We start from the raw sequence: 23711 nt of genomic DNA, 5'->3' as shown, positions 1-23711 counted from the left end.
TGTGATATAGGAATAGAAAGAGGTTGTGTCATAATTGAAGTGGCACAACCTTTTTTATGCATAAAACCTAAACTTTTCCTATAAATTCAAGATAGAAGCGATCTGCGTACCGCAAATAATTCCGTGTTTTCTTTGCCATGTTAAAAAAACGTTATATCTTGTACCCGAAATTATAAAACCCATACGCTATGCGGTCACAAGGCGCACATACCACCTTTGTCACACCATTCGTTGCTTCGCGGCACGAAACCGCTATGGCGTTTTTACTCCCCCCCCCCCGTTAACATCATTTAACGAAACGAGCTTTCCGGTCGCTTATCCGGTGCCGGATATATGGTCTGCACGTGCGACCGGTGTTGCGGCACGCAATTACGTGTCGCGGTTATCTGTCTCATCGTTCCCGTCATCTGCCTTGAATGGCAAGTCATCTGCCGCAAGGTCTCGGGTATATGCCTTAGATCCCCCGCCATCTGCCTTGGACTTTGAGGCAGATGCCTCATTGTTCCCGTCACCTGCCTTGATCTTTGAGGCATCTGCCCGGTTGTTCGGGGCACGTGCCGCGGGGTTCGGGGCATCTGTTTCCGTTCCGCGCTACTCAAGTATTAAATAAATATATTAATCCATTAAAATTTAAACGTATGAACAAAAATCAAGACCAATTACCGGCGCGGGAACAGTACACCGCGCCCCAAATCGGAACCATCGACATGGAACCGGAACAGAACATTCTCAGCGGAAGCGGCACTGTACCCGATATGCCTCCGGCAGAATGGTAAAAGAGCCATGAGCGTTGAACCGTTAAACGATTAAACAACCAAACAGTTGAACATTTAAAATTACGCGTTATGAATTACAAATTATCCATTATCCTCGCCGCCGTGGCACTTATCTTTGCCGGCTGCGCCAAGAACGAACTGACAGAACAGCCGCAACCGCGTGTGATGCGCTTTACCGCCACCGTGGAAGAACCTGCCGACACCCGTGCCACATTGGAAGAAACCGATGCCGGAGCCATCCGTTTTAAGTGGAAAACCACCAACGTAGTACAGATGGCGTTTGTGCAAGGCGATACAAAGAAAACCGCCAACGCTGCCGTTACCTCGGTAAGCGCGGACGGACGCACCGCCCAGTTTAGCGTGAAAGTACCCGATGAAATCACCGGCGACTTTACCCTCTACGCTTACCGCAGCAGCCGATATATTGATAGTTCAACAGGTGGCATACTGCTTGCCACCGACCCTACCATTGCCGTACTGCCTGAAGTCCCTTGGGAATATCTTGCGACTTTTAAACATCAATCCAAGTTGGTATCGGTTTGGTGTAAAAAAGACATCACGTACAGCGGGGGCGTCCTGCCCGATGTATCGCTTGCTTTCCAACACTTGGGGGCGATGATGACCGTGAAAGTGAAAAACAGCACCGGCGTCGAAGTGATGGATATATTCAGTATTAGGTTAAAAGGCACAAAATACTGGGTGTTCAACCATGCATGGATTGGAACGGCGCAGTTCAATATGGCTACCGGCAGCTATGTAACCGGTGAAGAGTTGAAGAATATCGCCTTAGAAATTCGTACGAATATGACTAGGTATGGCGGTATCGCCGCAGGAGAAACAAAAAACTACTACACGTGGTTTGTACCCGCCCCATATACCGAGGGCAATGCCATCGCTTTGGAGGCTGAGAACAGTTCACGGAACGTTATTGGTACCGCCGGTCCTTCGGGCAGCAAAAACCAAATTGATTTCCAACCCGGCAAGAACTACCGCGTAGCTGTTGACATCATCACCAGCACCGACCCCGAATATAAATATGCACTCAATTTTGTGCCGTGGGAGTAGAAAGCCGGTCGGCAGTGAATAGCGGTCAGTGATTCGACAAATGCAGTAAATTTAAATAAAGAGGTTGTGCCAAAACGCTGGTACAACCTCTTTATTTAAGTTCTTTTTCAGGCTTTATCATTCGATTTGAAAGAATCCGGATAATAAAGGTCTTGAATAATCTCTCCTCCGTAAAGACGGATCCATGAATGGAATCCCTCTTGTCCTTCGGTTAACTCAAATACTCTTGCGCCATTAGGCAGCAGATTATTATACACCGTATCACATCCGCTGAATCGTCCATACATTAGGAACATTCCACGCCATAGCATTGCGTAGTCGTCATCGTGGTCATGTCCGCAGATGATGGCTTTCACATCGCCCATTTCTTTCATGCTGACAAACAATCCGGAATTGACATTAGGGGGACAAGGGTCTTCACCAAGATTACCTTTAAAACGACGATGGGTTTCCCAACGGAGGGCATAGGTGAACTCGGGAACCGGAATATGGAAAAAGGCTAATGCAGGAACAGGCTTACCATTGTTTTGCTTTGTAAATTCTTCCGCATGATGCCTGTACCACTCTATCTGACTGTGATGGATATAATCGTAGCCTTTTAAATCCTCATCGTTAGTGTATCCTCCGGAATCGAACAAGTATAGGACATATTTAGTTATTCCGTCAGCCGAAGTGATGGTGATTAAATCATTAGAGTCGCCATAGATACCTTCCACACCTTTATTTATGTTATACGGAATGGTTTTTATAATGTCGAACGACTGTTTTCTGGTAGTATCAAAATCTCCATCATGATTCCCCATCGCGACAGCAAAAGGAACTTTTTGGTCGGCTATTACGCCTAATATCTCGCGGAAGCATTTCTCTGCCGGTTTACCAAATATCACATCTCCGGTATGGATAACCAAATCTGGTTTTTCCAATTCAATCATTTCTTTTACATTCTGTATGGCTCTTTCCGATCGAGGATCGTCGGTAATGTAATGCGTATCGGTCAACTGCAGAATCTTGAACTTGTTGTTTTTGTTGAAAGTAAAGCTTTTTGTGATGCCTTTATCTATGGAAACATTATTTGTATCGGCTTTCATGTTTTGAGGGATAGTAGACGTGATACCGGCGAGTCCCAATGCTGCAGAACTTTTTAGAAAAGTTCTTCTGTTCATAGAATTTTTCATTTGTATTATATTGTGATTTACTTTCACAAAGATAAGAATTTTTATTTATTTTGCTTTTTCAAAAGTAGATAATATGAAAATTGGGAAGTTACTAATCGGTTGTTCCTTGTTAACAGTAGGTTCAGTTCAGGCTCAGCAAAAACCGAATATCATTTTTATTATGTGTGATGATATGGGTTATGGTGACTTAGGATGTTATGGGCAATCGTTTATTCATACACCAAACATTGATGGAATGGCTTGATAAACAGGATACCAATCAACCGTTCTTTGGGATATTCACTTATACTTTGCCACATGCCGAGTTAGCTCAACCCGATGATTCCATTTTTGATAGCAATGAAAAGGTAACCATGGATTATTTCGATGGTATTTCTTTCGTTCCTACATTGTTAAGTAAAGACGGTCAACAGAGTCATTCTTATTTATATTGGGAGTTTGAGGAAACTGACCAGATTGGTGTTCGTATGGGCGATTGGAAGATGGTAGTGCAGAAAGGCAAACCTTTTCTTTATAATCTTTCTACAGATTTGCACGAGGATAATGATATTTCCACTGTACATCCTGAAATCGTGAAACAGATGGTGGACATTATTTATAAGGAACATACACCGAGTAAATATTTTCAGGTGACACTTCCTAACAAACAGTGATATGGTATTACTGTTTGAGACAGCTCATTACATTATATAATGATTACTGTCAGTTAAATAATAATGGAGATGCGTAAAACTTGCGCATCTCCATTATTACTTTCTTTCAATGATTATTCTTTTACATAAGGAGTTAAGTTTTTGGCTTCGTTTTCATATCCCGTTGCATTTGGGTGGAGTCCGTCACCACGAAACATAGATTCAATGAGTTTTCCATTGGCATCTACAAAACCGGGAGTCATGTCAACATAAGTAACATCGGTATCTCTCAACTTTTCTTTAATCATTTTGTTGATGGTGTCCACACGCTCTTCATTATCTCTGCGCGGCATAATACCCACCTGATAAATTTTAGCCTTTGGTTGATGTTGTTTCACGGCATGAATAAGTTGCGTCATGCCACTAACAATTTCTTCATTACTGTTTATTCCAAGGTTATTCGTTCCAAGCAACAAGAATACTTTCTCGGCATCGAATCCATCTAATTCACCGTGATAAATTCTCCATAAACCGTTTTCGATACGGTCCCAACCAAATCCCATGTTATTGACAACCTTTCCTTTAAACAATTTCTCAAAACTCTTTTGGTTAGCTTTACGGATTTTTTCCGGCTGACGATCTTCATCGGTCCAAAAATGGGTGATGGAGTTTCCGATTAACACAATTTGAGGAGCATTGCCTCTGTTGCGCTGAATCATCAGATTATGACGGGATTTCCAATTATAAAAGTCACGTTGTTGAGTACAAGGTTTATAAACGGTTCGATCCTCGCTATCCTCTTGGAAAATCTCTTTCAGTTTCTTCTCATATCCGTTAGCGTATTGACGCATACCTAAATCGGTTGGGTGAGTACCCTCAACCGTGGAGTCATAGCTGAAATTGAATTCTTCGCGGCTCAAATAATAAATGTCCTTTATGCCTTTTGCTTGCAAGTCTTCATATACCCGTTTGAATTCGTTGTTGGTTTTATCATTATCTTCTTTTGCTTTTTGAGAGCTTTGCCAGTGACAATAGTTTTGTTCTACAAGTAGAATGGGAGTATTGTTCTTAGCTCGCAGAATATCCACGCCCTTCATCATCCGATCGTAAATCCGATCAGAAATATCTGTCATATTCGGTAGGCAGTCGATGATATAAAGCTTGGCATCTATTTCACTCAAGTAATTGAACATACTTTCCTCCAATTTACCGTTTCCGGAGAAACCCAGATTAATGACAGGATGTTCTGTTTCTCGTTCAATGATATTTGTCCAAGCCATGCCCGGACGAGACGCGACAGCACCTTGAGCAATGGAAGTTCCGTAAACAACAATTGGTTTCTCTAATGATTCCGGAATAAATGTTAATTCCTTATCCTGAGGGACACCAATCTCCATCCAAGTAACGGTGTTATAAAGAGGAAGATATAAATGAAACTCATAGGAGGGTGTATGATAAGTAATATCCTTATACGTATATTTGATAGTGTCGCCCCAAGCCCAGTTGAATTGTTCAGCACACCAGTATTGATTTCCGTCCTGATCGGTGGCGTACATATCAACACCTGATACTCCTGTAGCAGGCATGTGAATCATTTGTCGGTTACCGCTTGTTGTGTAACGAATACTGATTTCCGGAGAATTGCTGCGGAATACGATGGATAGCCCTGCAGAATTCTTTGATAAATCCCAGACAGGTTTACGAACATCTTTTTCTGCTCTATCCGGCATACGGTGGTAATTATCTTTTAATTCATTTTTCCACCATCGACCGTGAATTGTTCTTTCTCCTTGATTCAAAGGATTCATCCATTTGATTTGGGCTGATATTGGCAACACCAAAAGGATGCCCAATAAGATTGGTAATAATAATTTTTTCATTTATCAGATGTAAAATGTTTATTTCATTTGTTGCATGTCCACCAGCTTTTTATAATAGCCGTTTAATGCAATCAGTTCTTCATTCTTTCCCCGTTCTACAATCTGTCCCTCATGTAGGACACAGATTTCATCCGCATTGCGGATAGTTGACAAACGGTGAGCTATGGCAATGGTAGTTCGATTTTTCATCAATCGCTCCAGCGCATCTTGAACCATGTGTTCGCTTTCCGTGTCAAGAGCAGAAGTCGCCTCATCTAAGATAAGAATTGGTGGGTTCTTCAGAATGGCACGGGCAATGCTGATTCGTTGACGTTGTCCGCCGGAGAGTTTCCCTCCGCGGTCGCCAATCATGGTGTCATACTCGTTTTCTGTTGCCATGATAAAGTCGTGTGCATTGGCAATTTTCGCTGCTTCTATTACTTGCTCTTTCGTCGCGTATTCCACTCCGAATGCAATATTATGGTAGAAAGTATCATTAAACAGAATGGCTTCTTGATTCACATTGCCCATCAGATTGCGAAGATCGAAGAGAGTGGTATCTTTCACGTTTACTCCATCAATCAGAACTTCACCTTCTTGGACATCGTAGAATCGGGGGATAAGGTCGACCAATGTGGATTTCCCCGACCCCGACTGACCAACCAGAGCGATAGTCTTGCCTTTGGGAATCGTCAGGTTGATATCTTTTAGAACCCATGTATTTTCGTACTTGAATGATACATGGCGGAGTTCTATTTTATCGTTTAACGTAGAAATATGGATAGGATGTTCGCTAATCTTCATCTTGTTTTCTGCTTTCAAAATTTTATCTACACGTTCCATGCTGGCTAATCCCTTTGGAATTTGATAGCTTGCTTTTGAAAATTCTTTGAGTGGATTGATTAAACTGTAGAGCATAACCAAATAAAAGATGAATGAAGGAGCCGTGATAGAACTGTTGTTATGCAGAATCAATGTTCCTCCGAACCATAGTACAATGACTATTAATACAGTACCAAGGAATTCACTCATGGGATGAGCCATCTGTTGGCGGGTATTGACACGACCGATGGTCTTGCGGTATAAATTACTGGTATCGAGGAACCGTTTGTTCATTTTCGATTCGGCATTAAATGCTTTGATAACACGCAGTCCGCCTAATGTTTCTTCTACTTGCGACATTAAATCGCTCCATTGTCCCTGAGCGACTAATGATTTACGTTTCAATATTTTGCCTACACGTCCCATAATCCATCCCATGAAAGGCAAAACAACAATGGTGAATAAGGTTAGCTGCCAACTTACTGCAATGAGTGTTCCAAAATAGAATAAAATAAGAATAGGATTTTTGAACAACATGTCGAGAGATGACATGATACTATTCTCAATCTCATTTACATCACCACTCATGCGGGCAATAATATCACCTTTTCGTTCTTCTGAAAAGAAACTGAGTGGGAGGCTGAGAATTTTGTTGTAAAGCTGAACACGAATGTCGCGAACTACACCTGTTCGGATAGGTATGGTAGTAGCCGATGAGAGGAAATAACTTCCTGTTTTGAAAAAAGTCATCACCGCAAGGAAGAGACCTAAAAAGAGCAAAGTGGTACTGGCTCCGTAGGTGTCAATCAATTGAGTGATATAGTAGTAGAAGTTGTTAATGGCAATTGTTTTTAATGACGCTGCCGAGTCCCAAGGCATGAAAGTATAGTTAACTTCTTGAATTTTAAAAAGAATCTGCAGAATAGGGATAATGGTCATAAAAGAGAAGATATTCAGTATAGCGGAAAGTATATTGAATACGATGTTCAGTACTAAATATTTTTTATAGGGTGGAACGAAACGGCGCAGGACCTGTAAAAACTCATTCATGCTTTTTATGTCTTTTACTTAACCGAACAAAGATAATGTAAATCGGACATGGATGCAACGATTACATTTATAATGTTGATAAAAAATAAGTCAATATCTTCATTTAGGATTCGGTTGCTGTTCCGGTACATACGAATGAATAAAGTGATGTGCATGGGTGGAGTGATTCATCAGAAGTATTTGCACGGGCATGACTTATTTTAACCGTTCGGCAAGGTATTTCGTTTCCCCGTCGTGTTGTCTGTGTGGCAGAAGCGTCGGGAGTTTCGCCCGACAATGCTTTTACGGGAAAAAATGAGCTGTCGAGTGGCCCGACAATGCTTTTACGGGAAAAAATGAGCTGTCGAGTGGCCCGACAATGCTTTTACGGGAAAAAATGAACTGTCGAGTGGCTCGACAATGCTTTTACGGGAAAAAATGAGCTGTCGGAGTTCCCGAAACCACTTTTACAAGAGAAAAAGCGTTGTCGGGAACTCCGACAGCACTCCTTAATTGGAAAAAGTGCTCTCGTCACCCGACGATAAGGCTTTTTGGAAAGAAAAGGCAGTGTCGTCGCCCGACGACAGCGCTTTTACGTGAAAAGAGGACTGTCGTCGACAAAAACGATATGGAAAACGATACATCGGCTGTGGTGATAAGAGCTTGAGCCGATTATCAAATGATGTTTAACTCATCAATTCTTATAATCCTTAAATATCAGGGGCCGGTCGCGGTAACGCGCTCAGCCCCCATTTTTTATATCCTTGCTAATTCTGATGGAATGAGGTTTATTCCGAATAAGGGTGGTCAATCATTTGTTTTGATGAATTTTACTTTAGCTCTTTTAGCTTTCATTTCTGTATATTTCTCGTGGACATGCTTGATACTTGTCATGATTTGCCAGCGATAAACCAGACAGGTGGTGATAAAGTAGAATCCGGTTTGCAACCATAATGCATGATACTCGGTAAGTACTTCATAGAGGGTTGCTCCCATATCGTTAATCTTCACAAATCCGTTGATTCCAAAGGTGGAAGGGAATATCCAAGAGATTACTTTCCAGAATTCAGGAATAGCGGCTGTCGGCCATGAAATACCTGATATAAATAATAGAGGTACTGATGTGCAGACGAATATGACAAAGCATGCTTCGCGATGATGGATAAAGATAGAACATGTCATAGCGAAGAAAATACAAGCCAGCAGATAAGGCAGTGTAAATAGTGCCAATGTTGTCGGTTGAGATATTTGGACTAAATGAAAGAATTTTGGAACAAGACAAAGCATATAGGATGCTATAGCCATGTATATCATCAGATAAGCGGTCGATTTTCCAAGTACAATTCGGAATGTTCCATGGTATTGTCGGCTCATGGGTATTAAATCTCTGAAATGGTTATTCTCACGTGCAGTACCGGCAGAGAGTCCGATGCCCAAAAGCAATGTTTGTTGAATGATCAGCATTAGTACGGCGGGGATAAGAAAAGAAGCGAACCCGTTTTGCGGATTGAAGAAAGAAACCGCTTCATACTCCAATGGAGTAGCCGCAATCTCACTTTCTTCTTTTGTTGTCTTACCATATCGTTCCATCTTGATATTTTTATTCATATCAAGCGAAACATTTGTTGTAGCAGTTAGCAATGCTTTATAATATAACATTCCGGCCATGTTCACATCCACCGTGATTCGTGATTGTTCGCCTTTCACAATTTTATCGGTAAAATCGTCCGGTACGTAAACAATACCGTATATTTTCGATTCTTTCATCAACTTCTGAGCTTCAACCATATCGCTGCAGTAAGATACAATATTCACATCGGGGGTCGCGTCCAGTTTACGTAAAAACTCTCTACTCATGGATGATCGGCTATTGTCGACAACTGCGGTAGGGACTTCTTCAAGGACTTCGTTGGTATAAATAAATGAATATAGCAAAGGATATCCTAAAGGAACCAGAATGCAAAAAATCAAAACGCCCTGATCTTTGAATATATTTCTCAGTTCTTTCCAGAAGATGTAGAAAGTATCATAAAAACCTTCTTGTATTATTTTTTTGAGTTTCTTCATGCTTATGGAATATATTTATATTGGGTCAAAATTTTATTTAAGTGTTTTAGTACGATAAATGGAAGTAGTGTAAACAGGAGTAAAGCAACTACTGCCGGCCATGCATATATCAGTGAGTATCCATTTAAAGCAGAGTTCACGTAAAGTAAATAATAATGTCTTAACGGGAACAGATAAGCCAATCCTTGTAATATCGGGTGCATGGCCATTGTTGGGAAACTCATGCCACAGATAGAGAAAGAAACTACTCCCCAAAGACAGGCAACACTTAATGATAACCGGAATGAGCTGATAGCTCCATAAAGGAATATGGAGAAAGCTTGCGATGCCAATACCATAAGCAAACTGATGAATAACATGGGTACTATTCCGCTGTGACATGGGAAATGCAGGTATCCGTACAGATAGGCATTATATGCACACGACATTAAGAAATATATCATCGTTTGCGGAATGAGTTTGCCGGCTAAAGCGATGGATATATTATTATTGGCCAGTGCCATCCATTCCTTTCGCGTTTCATCCTTTATCTCACTGCCAATAGTATAAATGGTCGTCATAAAGATAAGAAGAACAAGTACTCCCGGAATCAGAATATTAGTTAAATAAACGGAGTAATTCAGCCACGGGTTGTTAATAGGATGAGTGTCAATGACAATAGGCTGCAGTATTGCTTCCGCCTGTTTATCAGTAAATCCTTTTGCTCGTAAGGTTGCTCTTCCGATAGCTCCTCCGGCCAATTCAGACATGGTTCGTTGATCTTTATAGAGCAGAGAACCTGCCACCAGATAAGTATAGTTCGAGTAGAAGGAAACAGTTGGCTGTTTGCTTGATATGGCTTTCTGAGTAGTTCCTTGGGGGATATAATAGAAGGCATAAATCTTGCCTTTTTGCATGTCGATACGCGCATCCGTAAAATTAGCGTAATGTTTCGTAATCTTTGTTTGTTGAAAAGCGTCAAGATTTCGAATAATCTGGCGGGTTGTCGCAGTATTGTCTAAATCAACTATGCCGAGTGGAAGATTTGTAGGAAGACCGTTCCACATGAGTGTAGTGAAAAATATGTAACAGAACAGTGGCGCTATAAATATACTGAACATGTATAGCGGTCGTGACGCAATGCGGATGAACTCTCGCTTTGCAATCTGCCATATTCTTATATGAAACGAAATTCGCATTCTATTTTACTTTTCTATAATTGCACTCATTCCGGGACGGAGACCTTCGATTCTATCTGTAGGAACAGCTTTTACTTCAAATGTTTTCATGTCATACTGACCTTGTGTCTTGGTAGCTTTCCAAGCTGCATAGGTTCCAAGATCTTTCATATATGTGATTTTGAATTTGTAGTCTTTCTTGAATGCAGGAACAAAAGCGGTTATTTCTGTGCCCACCTGAAAATCGTTTAGGAAATCTTCGCGGATATTGAATGTAACCCACATATCGCTCAGTCGAGCAATGTTCATAATCGGAGCTCCCGTACCGACTAATTCGCCAACCTTTGGAAAGATTTCTGTAACTTCACCGTCAGCAGCAGCAGTTAAGATTGTTTCGCTAATGTATGAATTTACTTCTGCTACAGCACCTTTTGCTCTTTCTACTTGAGCAGCGGCAGCAGCTTTGTCTTCGCGTTGGGCGCCATTTTTTGCCATTTGATATTGGGACTTGGCAGCTTGCTCTGTAGCAATGTATGCGTCATAATTCGCTTTTGCTTCGTCACGTTTTTGTGCAGACATTACACCTTGCTCAAACAGATGATTGACTCTGTTGTATGATTTTTCCGCGATATCCAGTCCGGCTTTTGCTTTCTGCCACATTTCATAGGCAGCTTGAATCTGTTCTTGACGGGTACCTTTCTGGGCTTTGTCACTGATTGCTTGAGCTGCGCTTTGGGCTGCATTAGCCTGTTCCAACTTGGCCATGACTTCGGGAGCTTCCATGATAACCAGTGTATCGCCGGCCTTTACTTGATCACCTTCTTTAACTTTGAGTTCGAGAACCCGTGAAGGAACCTTACTGGATACACGATATTCATCAGCTTCTGCTTGTCCTTGAATAATCTCAGGGCCTTTACTGAATGTAAAGAATCCCACAATCGATACTATCGCAATTACTAAACCTAATACGATAAATGCAATCAACATGTTGTTGATTTGTGCCTTCTCAGTTGTCATATTTTTATTGTTTTTATATTCCTAATTAATAATTCAATGTGCCCAAAGACTTCTGTAAATAGATGTCTGTTAGCTTCACATCAATCTGAGCATCCAATTTCTCTGATTGAGCCGATACCCAGGCTGTTTGAGCTTCGAGCAGGTTACTGGTTGGAATCACGCCTTCTTCAAAGCCTAAGTTCGCGTAACGGAGATTTTCATCGGCTTTCTCCAAATTCTTGCTTGCTTTTTCCAGCTTTTTGTTAGCTTCATTGACTTTGAATGCAGCTTGATGAACCTGAAGTTCTATTTTTTCTTTTACGTCAGCCAATTGATATTTTGCGATGTTTGCCTCAGCCTTGGCTGCTTTTACTTTATAAAAGCCTTCACCCCAATTCCAGATAGGTATTTTAACCACTACTCCGAGAGTCCACATTCCACGGAATTTATTTTCAAATCCGTTTAATAAAGAAGGATTCGTTACCAGATAATTACCTGTCAAGGCAATTGATGGTAAGTAATCAGCGCGGGTGACATTTACTTTTTGTTTATAAATCTTAGTAGCGAGTTCAAGGCTTCTCAATTCACTACGATTAGCAATAGCAATAGCTACATCGGCTGTAACTTGTTTCTCTACTATAGGAAGAGTCTCTTCGTCTTCATCGGTTAGTTTGATGTCTGTATCCAGAGGAATTCCACATAGTTGGCAGAGTACCATTTTTGAGAGGCTCAAGCCGTCTTCAACTCGTGTGAGTGTCATATCAGCTTCGTTCACTTTTACTTTTACAGTCAGACCATCGGCTTTTGTAGCAACTCCTTCGTTAATCATCTTTTGAATATCACTGTCCAAACGATTGACGAGCTCAAGATATTTCTCTGCCAGTTTCTTTTTATTAATTAAAGATATAACCTGCCAATAAGCTTGGTCAGTGTTAAGTATTAAGTCTTCCGTACCAGTCTTATACTGTGTTTTAGCTAATTCTTCCGCATACTTCGTAATTTTATTGTATGCGGCAATTTTACCACCCATAAAAATAGGTTGGGTTAATGTTAAAGTACCTGCGTATAGATTCCGTGTATCTGTATGGAATGCATCAACAACCTTACTGCCGGTAGCATTTAATGCTGTTGCTATATCGGGAATTAAGCCGGATAAAGGTTGTAATAGTTGAGCCATTGCCGGATTCTTTTGAGCGAACTGCGTTAAGACACCCGTTAGATTCTGTTGTGTGACAGTTCCAATATTTGAAATGGCTGCTTTCTGATTATCACTTAGTACTGAAATCTCTTCTGTAGAACGCATGTACGTTCCTAATGCGTTCAGCTTAGGAAGAAAATTAGTAAATGCAGCTTTATGTGTGTAATGGGCTGAAGTGATTTTCTCGCCTGCAATCATCAGTTCTTTATTGTTCTTTATGGCTAAAGCCCTACAACTGTCTAAGCTAAGTACTCGTTGGGCTGAAGTGCCTAATGAAATACTGAATAATAAAACAAAACTTAGAGTTTTTTTCATACTTCTGAATCTTGAATCAATCTAATTTCTATTATTTTGGTGCAAATATAGTTCTATTTTACTCAATAGAATATTAACAAATACAAAATAGGAGATAAATCGGTGTTTTTGGCAAAAAAAAAGGATAGTCAGACTGACTATCCTTCTAAATATAGGTAAAAATGTACTATTTCATACTGAACGACTGAGAGCCTATCATTGTTCCATCTGCAAAGATGTACACTTGATAAGTTCCTGCAGGCAAGAACTCTTCTACATTCCAATAAACCGATACATTTTGCTCTTCACCGGTATATTCTATGTATTTCTTGATAGAGTAGGTGAGTTGTTTATTTTCGTACGGGAATGTACCATTATCTTTAGTAAGAACTTCATTGTTGGGCTTAGTAATACGAACATATATAGTTCGTTCGCCGGTCTTCGCTGTAATATTCTTGACAATGGTAAAACTGATGGCGATATTCTTAACCTTCGCGACTTTCTGTTCTGCTTTACCTCTCTTATTTTTAGGAGTGATAATGATGTTGGTGGCATCAAGTTGTGAAGCCAGTTCTACTTTATCGTTAAGACTCTTCTTTTCGGCAGATAAGGAAGTAATTTGACGGGTCGCCTCATGATACTGTTGCTTAACTTGTTGGTTTTCTGTTGTCAAAGCTGCATTTATACGATTCAATGAGTCTATTTGAACAACGTAACTGCGAAGTACGGCACGAACGGTTTTTAATTCTTTCTTCAGACGCATTATTTCGTTGGCATCACTCGCTTTAACTTGACGGAGCTCCTCAAGTAAACGCTGAGTTTTTAATTTCTCTTCTTCCAACTTTTCCTTTATGGAGTCATTGTCTATTTGAACTTGTAATTCGTCATATTGGGTGGCAAACGTGCTGTACTCGTTTTCCATTTCTTCCTTTTCTACATTGTAGAGTTGTTCCATCTCTTTATTCTCCTGTTTCTGACGAAGAGCATAGAATGAAACTCCGCAGACAATGAGAATCAGAAGGATGATAACACCAATCAGTTTTTTACTTTTGTCCATAGTCTTTCTATTAAGTGACGGCGCAAAAATACAATTTTTTTAGATAGGAAAGAGCCCATAAATACTTTGTTTTTATAATTCCTGTTAAAGGGATATGAATATGGCAGGAATAGTATCATTTTCTTTCCATTTAAGGAAGTTGAATGCCGGAAAACTATCTTGATTGGCATCTACCCACCTGTTGAGACTGTCTATAACGGAATAGTTCTTCTTCGTATCTCGGAATTCGTTGTCAAAATATCTGACACCCTTATGCGTATTCTTATCCCCGCTTATATTATGCAACTTATTGTCGTCGGTGTAGCAATTCTTAAAATTCGTATGACCGCTTTTCCCTCCTATGGCTCCTACTTTTCCCTTACGTTTGTTAATGGCGCAACTATTATAGCAATTCCTTACATCTGCGTCACCATAACTCATACCAAAGATGCCACCGGCATAATTATTACCGGTCTTGATGTTATTGTTATAGAAGTAACTGTTCCATACCTTATTATATAAATAGCCAACAGCCATCCCTACAACGACAGTATTTCCCTGTCCGGTATTCCCTTTAATGGTGATATTGCTGTTTCGTACGCTGCTGTTAATGATATTTCCGTACGAAGTACCGGCTAAAGTTCCAATATAACCTTTGGTCCCTTTGATGGTCATCGCAGAATTTTGTATTGAGCAGTGGTCGATGAGTCCGTTATTGTTGGCTACTAATAGTCCTATTTCATCGTATTTTGCTGTTGTTGGATAGTAGGTTTCTTTTATGTTCAGATTCCGGATAACACCAGTTTTCCCCAATCGTGGGAATAAGGCAGTATAGCCTTTCGTTTGGACGCAGATAGAGTTTGATATCGTATGATTATTTCCTTCAAAAATATCATCAAACTTAAAAGAGGTATTATCAATAGTAATGTTCTGATATTCTGATAATGATATGTCATTTAGTAAATTGTATATCTTTCGGCCATCTTTTTCCTGATATAACCGATCTAAACTGATAGGACCATCATAGTTTGTGTCATTGTTGATGAGATGGATGAATGCGATAAATTCTTCAGCCGTACGGATTCCTTTATGCTTCTCTGCTGAAAGAACCTCACAGATATATTGATGATTACTTTGATATTGAGTGCTCGCTATTTTTTGAATAAATTCTTTTCCTTCTATTTGTATTTTTAGTTGCAATGTTTGCTGTATCGGGGGAATTATAAATTCATATTCTCCTGATACTTTTGTGTCTAAAGTAACAAAATTGTCTTGCTTCCTAATACTGATTTCCGTAGAATATGGATTAATTTCTGTGATGGTATAGGGTATTGAAAGGGTAATGGATTCCACTTTGTTCTTCAGATTTTTATTGAATCGAAAGACAATTCTGGAAAACAAATGACGGAACAGCAGATTGATGGGGTGATGGGACGGATACTCCTGACGAACAAATAGAATATCTTGTAATCTTCCTTCGTTATACAGATTATTATACGGGTATAAAGCAGGATAAAGTGCTGTCAGGTGGACTTTATTACCGTTTTCCCAACTTAATTCCGAGCCATTTGTCCATATCCCATTTTTGTAGTGGAATGTTTCATCTTGAATTTCCAGAGCTCCCGAGGCATTCAGATGGATTTTACTTCCATCCTTCAAATAGGAATAATCGAGACGTGTCATTGACTCTTTTGTAATACATTGGTTTCCGGTAATAACAGGAACTGTTAGCCCATCTTTTTCTTCGATGAGAGAGGTGCAGGAAAATAGAACTACACTGAGGATAGAAATATAGAAGATAACCTTTTTCATGATAGAATAGTTTGCAGTGGTCAAGTTAATCTGTTTTCTGTTTCAAATATACAATTTATTTTCAAAAAGAAAACATGAAACAGTATAAATATGTTATCTGACGGGTTATTTCATTACTTTTTCTGACGATAAGGAGTAAGAAAAGAATGAAGACTGTAATCGTTCATGGCTATGATTGGCATTGTGCGGAATGATATTATAAGTCACTTTCAAAAAAGCGTTGGATATTTTGCGGAAAGGATAATCTTTTTTGGGTATTAAAATGCTTTGGGCTGAAGATTTTTATATATTTGTTTTTATATTTTCAAAGAAAGATAAATAACATTTATATATATATAGACATTATGAAGCATTTACTTACAGTCCTGTTTGCCGTTCTGGGGCTGACGGTACAGGCTCAACAACAACAGCCTAAGGTGACCAGTATACTTGAAGTACTTGATATTGAGACAGGAGAGCGTACTGTAGTAAAAGAATTTCCTTATTTGATAGAGGCTCCCAACTGGACTCGTGATGGGCAGTGGCTTATTTTCAATAGCGGTGGTCTTATTTATAAGATGGATGTGCAGGGGAAAGGTGATGCCCGCCTTATTAATACGGCTTACGTGACTGCTTGCAATAACGATCATGTATTATCGGCGGACGGTAAGAGTTTGGCTGTAAGTTCATCGCCTTCGCGAAACAACTATGTGTCGCACGTATATACGCTTCCTCTTGAAGGTGGGGTGCCTAAACTGATAACTTCTTATGGGCCGAGCTATCTGCATGGTTGGAGTCATGATGGTAAACGATTAGCATATTGTGCTTCTCGTGATGGAGAATATGATGTTTACACCATCGCTGCCGATGGCAGTGAAGAGGAAATTCGTTTGACTACAACCAAAGGATTGGATGATGGACCGGAATACACTCCTGACGACCGTTATATCTGGTTTAATTCTGTACGTACGGGGCTAATGCAGGTGTGGCGTATGAAAAGCGACGGATCGGAACAAACACAGATGACGTTTGATGAAGATCTTAATTCATGGTTCCCTCATGTTTCTCCCGATGGTAAATGGATTATATATATCGCGTATCATAAAGGTGATCTTGAACCGGGGGAGCATCTTGCCAATAAGAATGTGGAACTCAGATTGATGCCTGTTGCGGGAGGAACACCAAAGACTTTAGTAAAGCTGTTTGGCGGACAAGGAACTATCAATGTAAATTCGTGGGCTCCAGACAGCCGACATCTTGCTTTTGTAAGTTATCGGTTAGAATGATATGTTTGATGTGTCACGTTAAGTGTCTTGAATGATAGGAAAAAGGAACTCCTCTTCGAATAAACCGGAGAGGAGTTCTTTATGTTATGGTACCTTATTATTATTTGCGATAATATTCCAAGCTTTCTTTATGGAAGTTCTCAATGAACGCGGCATGTTTAGCAACTTCAGCCTCGGCATAGTTAACATAAACGTGGGCAGACTTATTGAAAAGCTCTGCATTACGAGTTGCGTCCAGAAGCAGGAGATTGGACATTATGCAGTCGGCGGCAATTTCATAGAGATGACGCGCCTGCATATCTAAAAGTTCTTGATCGGCAGCTTCTTTTACCTTATTTGTGCAAGATTCAAGCTTGTCTGTCATAGCGACTACTTTAGCTTTCAATTGTTCCAATTCCGGAGCAACAGCCTCATTCTCATATTCACGTAACATATTCAGATAAGTACCGTTGGTAACATAACGGATAGCGGCAACAACCTGTAATTGAGTAGTTCCTTCGTAGATGCTGGTGATGCGGGCATCGCGATAGATACGCTGACAAGTATATTCCATCATGAAGCCTGAACCTCCATGAATTTGAATACAATCGTAAGTACTCTGATTAGCATACTCAGAGTTCATGCCTTTAGCCAGTGGAGTGAGGGCGTCGGCCAATTTAGAGAACTTCTTGTTTTCCTGACGTTCTTCAGGAGTGAGTTTGCGTTCGCAAGCAATATCATCCAAAGCCTTGTAGATATCAACATAACGAGAAGTCTGATAAAGCAATGAACGACCTGCGTCCAACTTAGCTTTTATCAGAGCTAACATGTCATATACCGCTGGAAACTCGATGATAGCTTTACCGAATTGTTTACGGTCCTTAGCGTATGCCAAGGCTTCATTATAAGCAGCTTGTTGTAAACCGACCGATTGAGCGGAGATGCCCAAGCGAGCTCCGTTCATTAAGGCCATAACGTATTTGATCAGCCCTAATTTACGGTCACCGCAGAGTTCACATTTAGCATTCTTGAATACCAACTCACAAGTTGGAGAGCCGTGAATACCTAATTTATTTTCAATACGGCGGACATCAACGCCGCCATTACGTTTGTCGTAGATAAACATGGATAGGCCACGACCATCACGAGTTCCTTCTTCACTACGTGCTAAAACAAGGTGAATGTCAGAGTCTCCATTGGTAATAAAACGTTTTACGCCATTCAGACGCCAGCAGTTGTTTTCCTCATCGAAAGTAGCTTTTAGCATCACGCTTTGTAAGTCTGAACCGGCATCAGGCTCTGTCAAGTCCATTGACATGGTTTTACCGTTACAAACAAGAGGAATGAATCGTTTGCGTTGGTCTTCGTTTCCAAATTCGTAAAGTGTTTCGATGCAATCCTGAAGCGACCAGATGTTACCAAAACCGGCATCAGCGGCAGCAACAATTTCAGCACACATGGTATACGGAGTGATAGGGAAGTTCAAGCCGCCGTACTGACGAGGCATGGTCATACCGTTTAATCCGGCTTTTACCATGGCTTCAAGGTTTTGTTTTGTTCCTTGAGCATATTCTACACGACCATTGTTTAAGTGCGGACCTTCTTGGTCAACGCTTTCTGCATTGGCTTCAATGACATTAGCTGTAATTTCGCCGGTAATCTCTAATACTTTATCGTATGAATCTAATGCGTCAGTCAAATCTTGTGGTGCATCAGCATAATTATCTTTATCGCTGTAATTGCGCTCTTTCAACTGACAGATGCGCTCCATCATCGGATGATTCAAGTGATACTTGAGTTCCGGAACTTCTTTATAAAAGTTTTCCATTATTTACTGTTCTTTTTATAATACTTAATAAGTTTTGGAATGACTTCCTCTACCGTACCGTTGATGATATAGTCGGCAATGGCATTGATAGGAGCATTCGGATCATTGTTGATAGAGATGATGATTCCTGAATCTTGCATTCCTGAGATGTGCTGAATCTGTCCGCTGATGCCGCAAGCGATATACATCTTTGGATGAACAGTTACACCTGTCTGACCAATCTGACGGTCGGCTTCACAGAAACCGGCATCAACAGCAGCACGACTGGCACCAACCTCAGCATGAAGTTCTTTAGCCAGAACGAAGAGCTGGTCGAATCCTTCCTTTGATCCCATTCCGTAGCCTCCTGAAACGATGATAGAAGCACCTTTCAGATTATTCTTCGACTTCTCTACATGGCGGTCGATGACTTTGACAACATAATCGGTTGTAGGAACATACTTTGCAACATCGTGATGGATGACTTCTCCTTTATAATTTTCATCAAGTACTTCCATCTTCATAACACCCGGACGAACAGTTGCCATTTGAGGACGATGTTCCGGGTTGACAATGGTAGCGATAATATTACCGCCGAATGCCGGACGAATCTGATAAAGCAGGTTCTGATAAGTCTTACCTGCTTTCTTATCTTCATGATCGCCAATCTCCAATTGTGTACAATCGGCAGTCAAGCCACTTGTCAGAGATGAAGAAACACGAGGGCCAAGGTCACGACCGATAACGGTTGCGCCCATTAAACAAATCTGTGGCTTTTCCTCTTTGAACAGATTAACCAAGATAGATGTATGTGGAAGAGAAGTATAAGGGAATAATCCCGGAGCATCGAACACGTGCAGGCGGTCGACACCATATTTCAATACTTGTTTCTCAACGCCTTCAAGACCGGTTCCGGCAACAACGGCTTCCATTTGGCAGCCTAACTGATTGGCTAACTTCCGGCCTTTGGTTAATAGCTCGAGACTTACTTCGGCAATAGTCGTGCCTTCAATCTCGCAATATACAAATACATTATTCATAATCTTTATCCTATTTCGTGGTTAGCTATCAGTTCAACAATTAATCCTTCAATATCAGCATCGCTTGAAGTAAGCGTTTTGCTCTCTTTTGCTTGGAAGCTGATGTTCTGCACTGTTTTGACTTTGGTTGGAGAACCTGCCAGACCGCACTGACTGAAATCGGCGTCTACATCGGCAGCCGTCCATTCCGTTAAGTTCAAATAAGGGCGTTTCGTGTAGAGGTCAGCGTATGGAAGGGTACTGCCATCCTTAGTAATAGCAGCTTTTTCCTGATAGCCTAATGCATGTTTGTATTTCATAACGAGTTTAGCATTACGAGGACGACATGGAGCAGCGCTTCCATTAACTGTGACAACGATAGGAAGCGGGCCTTCGACTGTTTCTACGCCTCCATCGATGTGACGGCGGCAAGTGATGGTACGCTTCTCTTCATCTACGTTTAGAATTTCTTCTGTGTATGTGATTTGAGTTAAGCCCAACTTTTGAGCGACTTGCGGACCTACCTGAGCTGTATCGCCATCGATAGCCTGACGACCACCGAGAATCAAATCGCAATCTCCAATCTTTTTGATAGCAGTAGCAATGGCGTACGAAGTAGCCAAAGTATCAGCACCGGCAAACGCACGGTCGGTAAGAAGATAACCGTTATCGGCACCCCTATAAAGACCTTCACGAATAATTTCTGCAGCACGTCCCGGCCCCATAGTCAACAGGGTGATAGTAGTACCCGGATGAGTATCTTTTATTCTGAGAGCCTGTTCCAAGGCATTCAGATCTTCCGGGTTGAACACTGCCGGAAGAGCAGCACGGTTTACCGTACCATCGGCGTTCATAGCGTCTTTGCCTACGTTTCGAGTATCAGGCACTTGCTTCGCCAAAACTACAATTTTTAAACTCATATACCTATTTCTTTATATATTTATAATCAAAATGGAATGCCTTTTCTCTTAAAGGCACAAATTCGGCTCCAAAGGTAGTCAAACTTATGAAAAACAGAAAGGATATTTTTAAAAATCTGCACAAATTAAACAATTTTGCGCAGTTTATCGCAGAATTTCAGAAATATATTTAGTTTTGCGGGTATAATTAACTTAATAAAATAGGAAATGAAAAAGTGGTTATTTTTGGCCGTGCTGTTTCTAATGGGAATTGCTGTTAAGGCCCAGAACGTGGTTTATGATAATACGGATGCTGCCGGTGTTCGTACGGTCATTATGGAAGGTTTGAATTTAGGTGCTGTGAGTGGTGTCGACGTATATGTCGGTCTGGCCGGATTTCAGTATAATAAGACTGTCCGCTATTCTTTGGCTGTCAGCTTTGGGGCTGACCATCCGATTGAGATTCCGGTGGGTGGCATCTGTGTGCTTTCGCTTGGAAATGGAAAAACGGTTCAGTTACCAACGGTCGCGGGAGGTGCTGCTTTGCTGAAGACGATTGATGTAAAGTTGGAGGATGTTTATTCTAAATACCGCCGTTTTGCTTATTATCGCTTCGAGAAGAATGGAACGTTGAAGAAAGCTGTTAAAAAGGGTGTTCTGGCTATTGGTTTTAATTTGAATCCTTCAGATTATGCCACCACTTCCGATTCCGATGGTGAAGAGCTCACAGCATTGTTGCAAAGTGAATATGAATCATTACAACATGCCTTTGGCAAGAAGAAATAATATACCTCAATATAATAGGAATAAGAGGGTGTGTCAAAATAGGCACATCCTCTTGTTTTATGCACAAAGCCCCGACTTTCTCAAGCCAGGGTTTTGTTATTTCCTAAAGTTTTTGTACTTTTAGGTCTTCAAATTTAAAACTATGCCAAAGGTACACTTTCATTCTTACATACACAACCAAACGGTTCTTTTTCCACAACGAATCGACAAGGATATAGCAGAAGATGACCCCGTTCGTCTTTTGAACGCCCTCGTTGACGGACTCAACATGAGCAATGTCTACAAACAGTACAATCCAAGCGGTCGCAATCCCTATCATCCTAAGATGATGCTCAAGGTAGTACTGTACGCCTACATGAACAACATCTACTCCTGCCGCCGCATAGAGACACTGCTTAAGCGCGACATCCACTTCATCTGGCTTGCAGGCTATGAGCAACCGGACTTCATTACCATCAACCGTTTCCGCAACCGCCTGAAGGAGGAAATCAACAACATCTTCACGCAGGTTGTGCTGGTACTGTCGCAAAAGGGGCTTATCAGCCTTGACGTGGAGTATATTGACGGGACGAAGATAGAATCGAAGGCCAACAAGTACACCTTTGTATGGCGCAAGACGGTGGAAAATAACCGTGCCAAGCTGATTAAGAAGATAGAGGCTTTACTGGGACAGGTAGAAGATGTCATCGCTCTGGACAACGCTCCCCGGCAGGAGACGGTGGAGATTACTCCCTCCATACTCACGGAGATTGCCCAGGAACTGAACAAGTCGCTCGATGCGGCCCCGAAACCTCAGAGCAAGGAGGAGAATCAGGCGGTAAGAGAGAAGAAAAGACAGATCAGGGAGATAGAAAAACATCGGGAAAAACTGCAGGAATATGACAGGCACCTTGATATACTGGAGGAACGAAACTCGTACAGCAAGACCGACACGGATGCCACGTTTATGCGTATGAAGGAGGATGCCATGATGAACGGGCAGACCAAGCCTGGATACAACCTTCAAATAGCTACCGAGCAGCAGTTCATCACCGACTTTGCGCTCTATCCCAATCCTACCGACACGCTTACCATGCCATCCTTCCTGGAGTCGTTCAACTCACGTTATGGTCATTACACTAAGACAGCTGTGGCTGACTCCGGATACGGGTCGGAGGAGAACTATCTGTTCATGGACGTTCACGATATGGATGCCTATGTAAAGTACAACTACTTCCATAAGGAGCAGCGCCCACGCTACACTCCCAGTCCCTTCCACCCCGCAAGCCTCTATTACAACAAGGAGGAGGACTATTACGTGTGCCCTATGGGACAGCACATGAGACGTATCGGAACAAAAAGGGATGTCACCGCCAGCGGCTTCGTTACTTACAGTGCGCGCTACAAGGCACAGCGGTGTGAGGGATGCCCGCTCAGAGGCTCATGCTTCAGAGCCAAGGGAAACAGAATCATCGAGGTCAACCACCAGTTGCAGGAATACAAGCAGAAGGCAAGGGAACTCCTAACCTCGAAGGAAGGCATAAAGCATCGAGGAAGGAGATGCATTGAACCCGAAGCTGTGTTCGGACAGATGAAATACAACAAGGCTTACAAGCGTTTCAGACATTTTGGAAAAGACAAGGTCAGAATGGACTTTGCCTTCTTTGCCATAGCCTTCAATATAGGAAAAATGTGCAGAAGGCTGAACTTGGAAGGAATTAAGGCCTTGATAAAGGCTTTTAGTACCCTTTGTAAGCTGATATATGCACCGATGGCATACCATAAGCCAATTTTTACGGATTTTGAAGTTAAGTTGGCGGCTTAAAAGAAAGTAATAGAGAAAGGACAAATAGAATAAAATAAAAGAGAGCATGTTGATTATGACACACCCTCTTGTTTCAACGGACTTGTTCATTTATGTGCCTTTTCTAATTCATCTGTATCATCGATTGAAGTGATACGTGTGAGTTGCACGTTTCATGCGGATGACTTGAGCATTTCATGCGGATGAGTTGCTCAACTGATGCGTATGAGTTTGACAAGTCATCCGCATGAGTTA

The 23711-nt window shown here is 41.3% G+C and carries 18 protein-coding genes and 1 pseudogene; 7 read left to right on the top strand and 12 right to left on the bottom strand.

The window, feature by feature from the left end:
- The first annotated feature begins 638 nt into the window (after nt 1–638).
- Nucleotides 639–776, top strand: a complete 138-nt coding sequence (locus LO761_RS09045; RefSeq protein ID WP_272817963.1) for a hypothetical protein — start codon at nt 639–641, stop codon at nt 774–776.
- Nucleotides 777–845: 69 nt separating this feature from the next.
- Nucleotides 846–1841: a fimbrillin family protein gene (locus LO761_RS09040; RefSeq protein WP_272817962.1), complete on the top strand. Its 996-nt coding sequence runs from the start codon at nt 846–848 to the stop codon at nt 1839–1841.
- Nucleotides 1842–1948: 107 nt separating this feature from the next.
- On the opposite strand, the gene LO761_RS09035 is transcribed toward LO761_RS09040, so the two are convergent.
- The gene (locus LO761_RS09035) at nt 1949–3016 is read right to left on the bottom strand and encodes a metallophosphoesterase (RefSeq protein ID WP_272817961.1); all 1068 of its coding nucleotides are present in this window, start codon (nt 3014–3016) and stop codon (nt 1949–1951) included.
- Between the two features lie 73 nt (nt 3017–3089).
- Between LO761_RS09035 and LO761_RS09030 the strand changes: the two genes are divergently transcribed.
- Both LO761_RS09030 and LO761_RS09025 read left to right on the top strand, forming a co-directional pair.
- On the top strand, nt 3090–3260 hold the full coding sequence (locus tag LO761_RS09030; protein ID WP_272817960.1) for a sulfatase-like hydrolase/transferase: 171 nt from the start codon (nt 3090–3092) through the stop codon (nt 3258–3260).
- Nucleotides 3232–3669 (top strand): annotated as a pseudogene (locus LO761_RS09025) (hypothetical protein); the annotation flags it as partial. The gene LO761_RS09030 and the pseudogene LO761_RS09025, both read left to right, overlap by 29 nt.
- A 113-nt stretch (nt 3670–3782) precedes the next feature.
- On the opposite strand, the gene LO761_RS09020 reads toward LO761_RS09025, so the two are convergent.
- From LO761_RS09020 to LO761_RS08985, 8 genes are all read right to left on the bottom strand, one after another.
- Entirely contained in the window at nt 3783–5528 is a 1746-nt protein-coding gene (locus tag LO761_RS09020) for an SGNH/GDSL hydrolase family protein (protein WP_272817959.1), read from the bottom strand.
- Nucleotides 5529–5546: 18 nt separating this feature from the next.
- Nucleotides 5547–7379, bottom strand: coding sequence for an ABC transporter ATP-binding protein (locus tag LO761_RS09015; protein ID WP_272817958.1), 1833 nt, complete (start codon nt 7377–7379; stop codon nt 5547–5549).
- A gap of 786 nt (nt 7380–8165) precedes the next feature.
- Nucleotides 8166–9431 (bottom strand): ABC transporter permease, encoded by a 1266-nt coding sequence (locus LO761_RS09010; protein ID WP_442627257.1) that lies wholly within the window; start codon nt 9429–9431, stop codon nt 8166–8168.
- The gene (locus LO761_RS09005) at nt 9428–10603 is read right to left on the bottom strand and encodes an ABC transporter permease (protein WP_272817956.1); all 1176 of its coding nucleotides are present in this window, start codon (nt 10601–10603) and stop codon (nt 9428–9430) included. The genes LO761_RS09010 and LO761_RS09005 overlap by 4 nt, the downstream gene beginning before the upstream one ends.
- A gap of 6 nt (nt 10604–10609) precedes the next feature.
- Nucleotides 10610–11599 carry an HlyD family secretion protein gene (locus tag LO761_RS09000; RefSeq protein ID WP_272817955.1) on the bottom strand — a complete coding sequence of 330 codons (990 nt, stop codon included), beginning with the start codon at nt 11597–11599 and terminating at the stop codon, nt 10610–10612.
- A 25-nt stretch (nt 11600–11624) separates the two neighbouring features.
- Nucleotides 11625–13091, bottom strand: a complete 1467-nt coding sequence (locus LO761_RS08995; RefSeq protein WP_272817954.1) for a TolC family protein — start codon at nt 13089–13091, stop codon at nt 11625–11627.
- A gap of 166 nt (nt 13092–13257) precedes the next feature.
- Nucleotides 13258–14127, bottom strand: a complete 870-nt coding sequence (locus tag LO761_RS08990) for a hypothetical protein (protein ID WP_272817953.1) — start codon at nt 14125–14127, stop codon at nt 13258–13260.
- An 84-nt stretch (nt 14128–14211) separates the two neighbouring features.
- Entirely contained in the window at nt 14212–15918 is a 1707-nt protein-coding gene (locus LO761_RS08985; RefSeq protein ID WP_272817952.1) for a fimbrillin family protein, read from the bottom strand.
- A 344-nt stretch (nt 15919–16262) separates the two neighbouring features.
- On the opposite strand from LO761_RS08985, the gene LO761_RS08980 reads away from it, so the two are divergent.
- On the top strand, nt 16263–17183 hold the full coding sequence (locus LO761_RS08980) for a TolB family protein (RefSeq protein WP_272817951.1): 921 nt from the start codon (nt 16263–16265) through the stop codon (nt 17181–17183).
- A 100-nt stretch (nt 17184–17283) separates the two neighbouring features.
- Here LO761_RS08980 and LO761_RS08975 read toward each other — a convergent pair whose 3' ends face one another.
- The 3 genes from LO761_RS08975 to LO761_RS08965 are packed head-to-tail and all read right to left on the bottom strand — an operon-like array spanning nt 17284 to nt 20908.
- Complete coding sequence (locus tag LO761_RS08975; RefSeq protein ID WP_272817950.1) at nt 17284–18990, bottom strand: acyl-CoA dehydrogenase family protein; 1707 nt, start codon at nt 18988–18990, stop codon at nt 17284–17286.
- Entirely contained in the window at nt 18990–20009 is a 1020-nt protein-coding gene (locus LO761_RS08970; protein WP_272817949.1) for an electron transfer flavoprotein subunit alpha/FixB family protein, read from the bottom strand. The genes LO761_RS08975 and LO761_RS08970 overlap by 1 nt, the downstream gene beginning before the upstream one ends.
- A 5-nt stretch (nt 20010–20014) precedes the next feature.
- The gene (locus LO761_RS08965) at nt 20015–20908 is read right to left on the bottom strand and encodes an electron transfer flavoprotein subunit beta/FixA family protein (RefSeq protein WP_272817948.1); all 894 of its coding nucleotides are present in this window, start codon (nt 20906–20908) and stop codon (nt 20015–20017) included.
- Nucleotides 20909–21115: 207 nt separating this feature from the next.
- Between LO761_RS08965 and LO761_RS08960 the strand changes: the two genes are divergently transcribed.
- Nucleotides 21116–21673 carry a hypothetical protein gene (locus tag LO761_RS08960; protein ID WP_272817947.1) on the top strand — a complete coding sequence of 186 codons (558 nt, stop codon included), beginning with the start codon at nt 21116–21118 and terminating at the stop codon, nt 21671–21673.
- Between the two features lie 142 nt (nt 21674–21815).
- Nucleotides 21816–23477 (top strand): IS1182 family transposase, encoded by a 1662-nt coding sequence (locus LO761_RS08955; RefSeq protein WP_272817946.1) that lies wholly within the window; start codon nt 21816–21818, stop codon nt 23475–23477.
- Nucleotides 23478–23711 lie beyond the last annotated feature (234 nt).

The sequence above is a fragment of the Phocaeicola oris genome, assembly GCF_021295095.1.
GTDB lineage: Bacteria > Bacteroidota > Bacteroidia > Bacteroidales > Bacteroidaceae > Phocaeicola > Phocaeicola oris.
The sequence above is the reverse complement of the archived record's forward strand: the minus strand, read 5'-3'. Positions and strand labels throughout refer to the sequence as shown.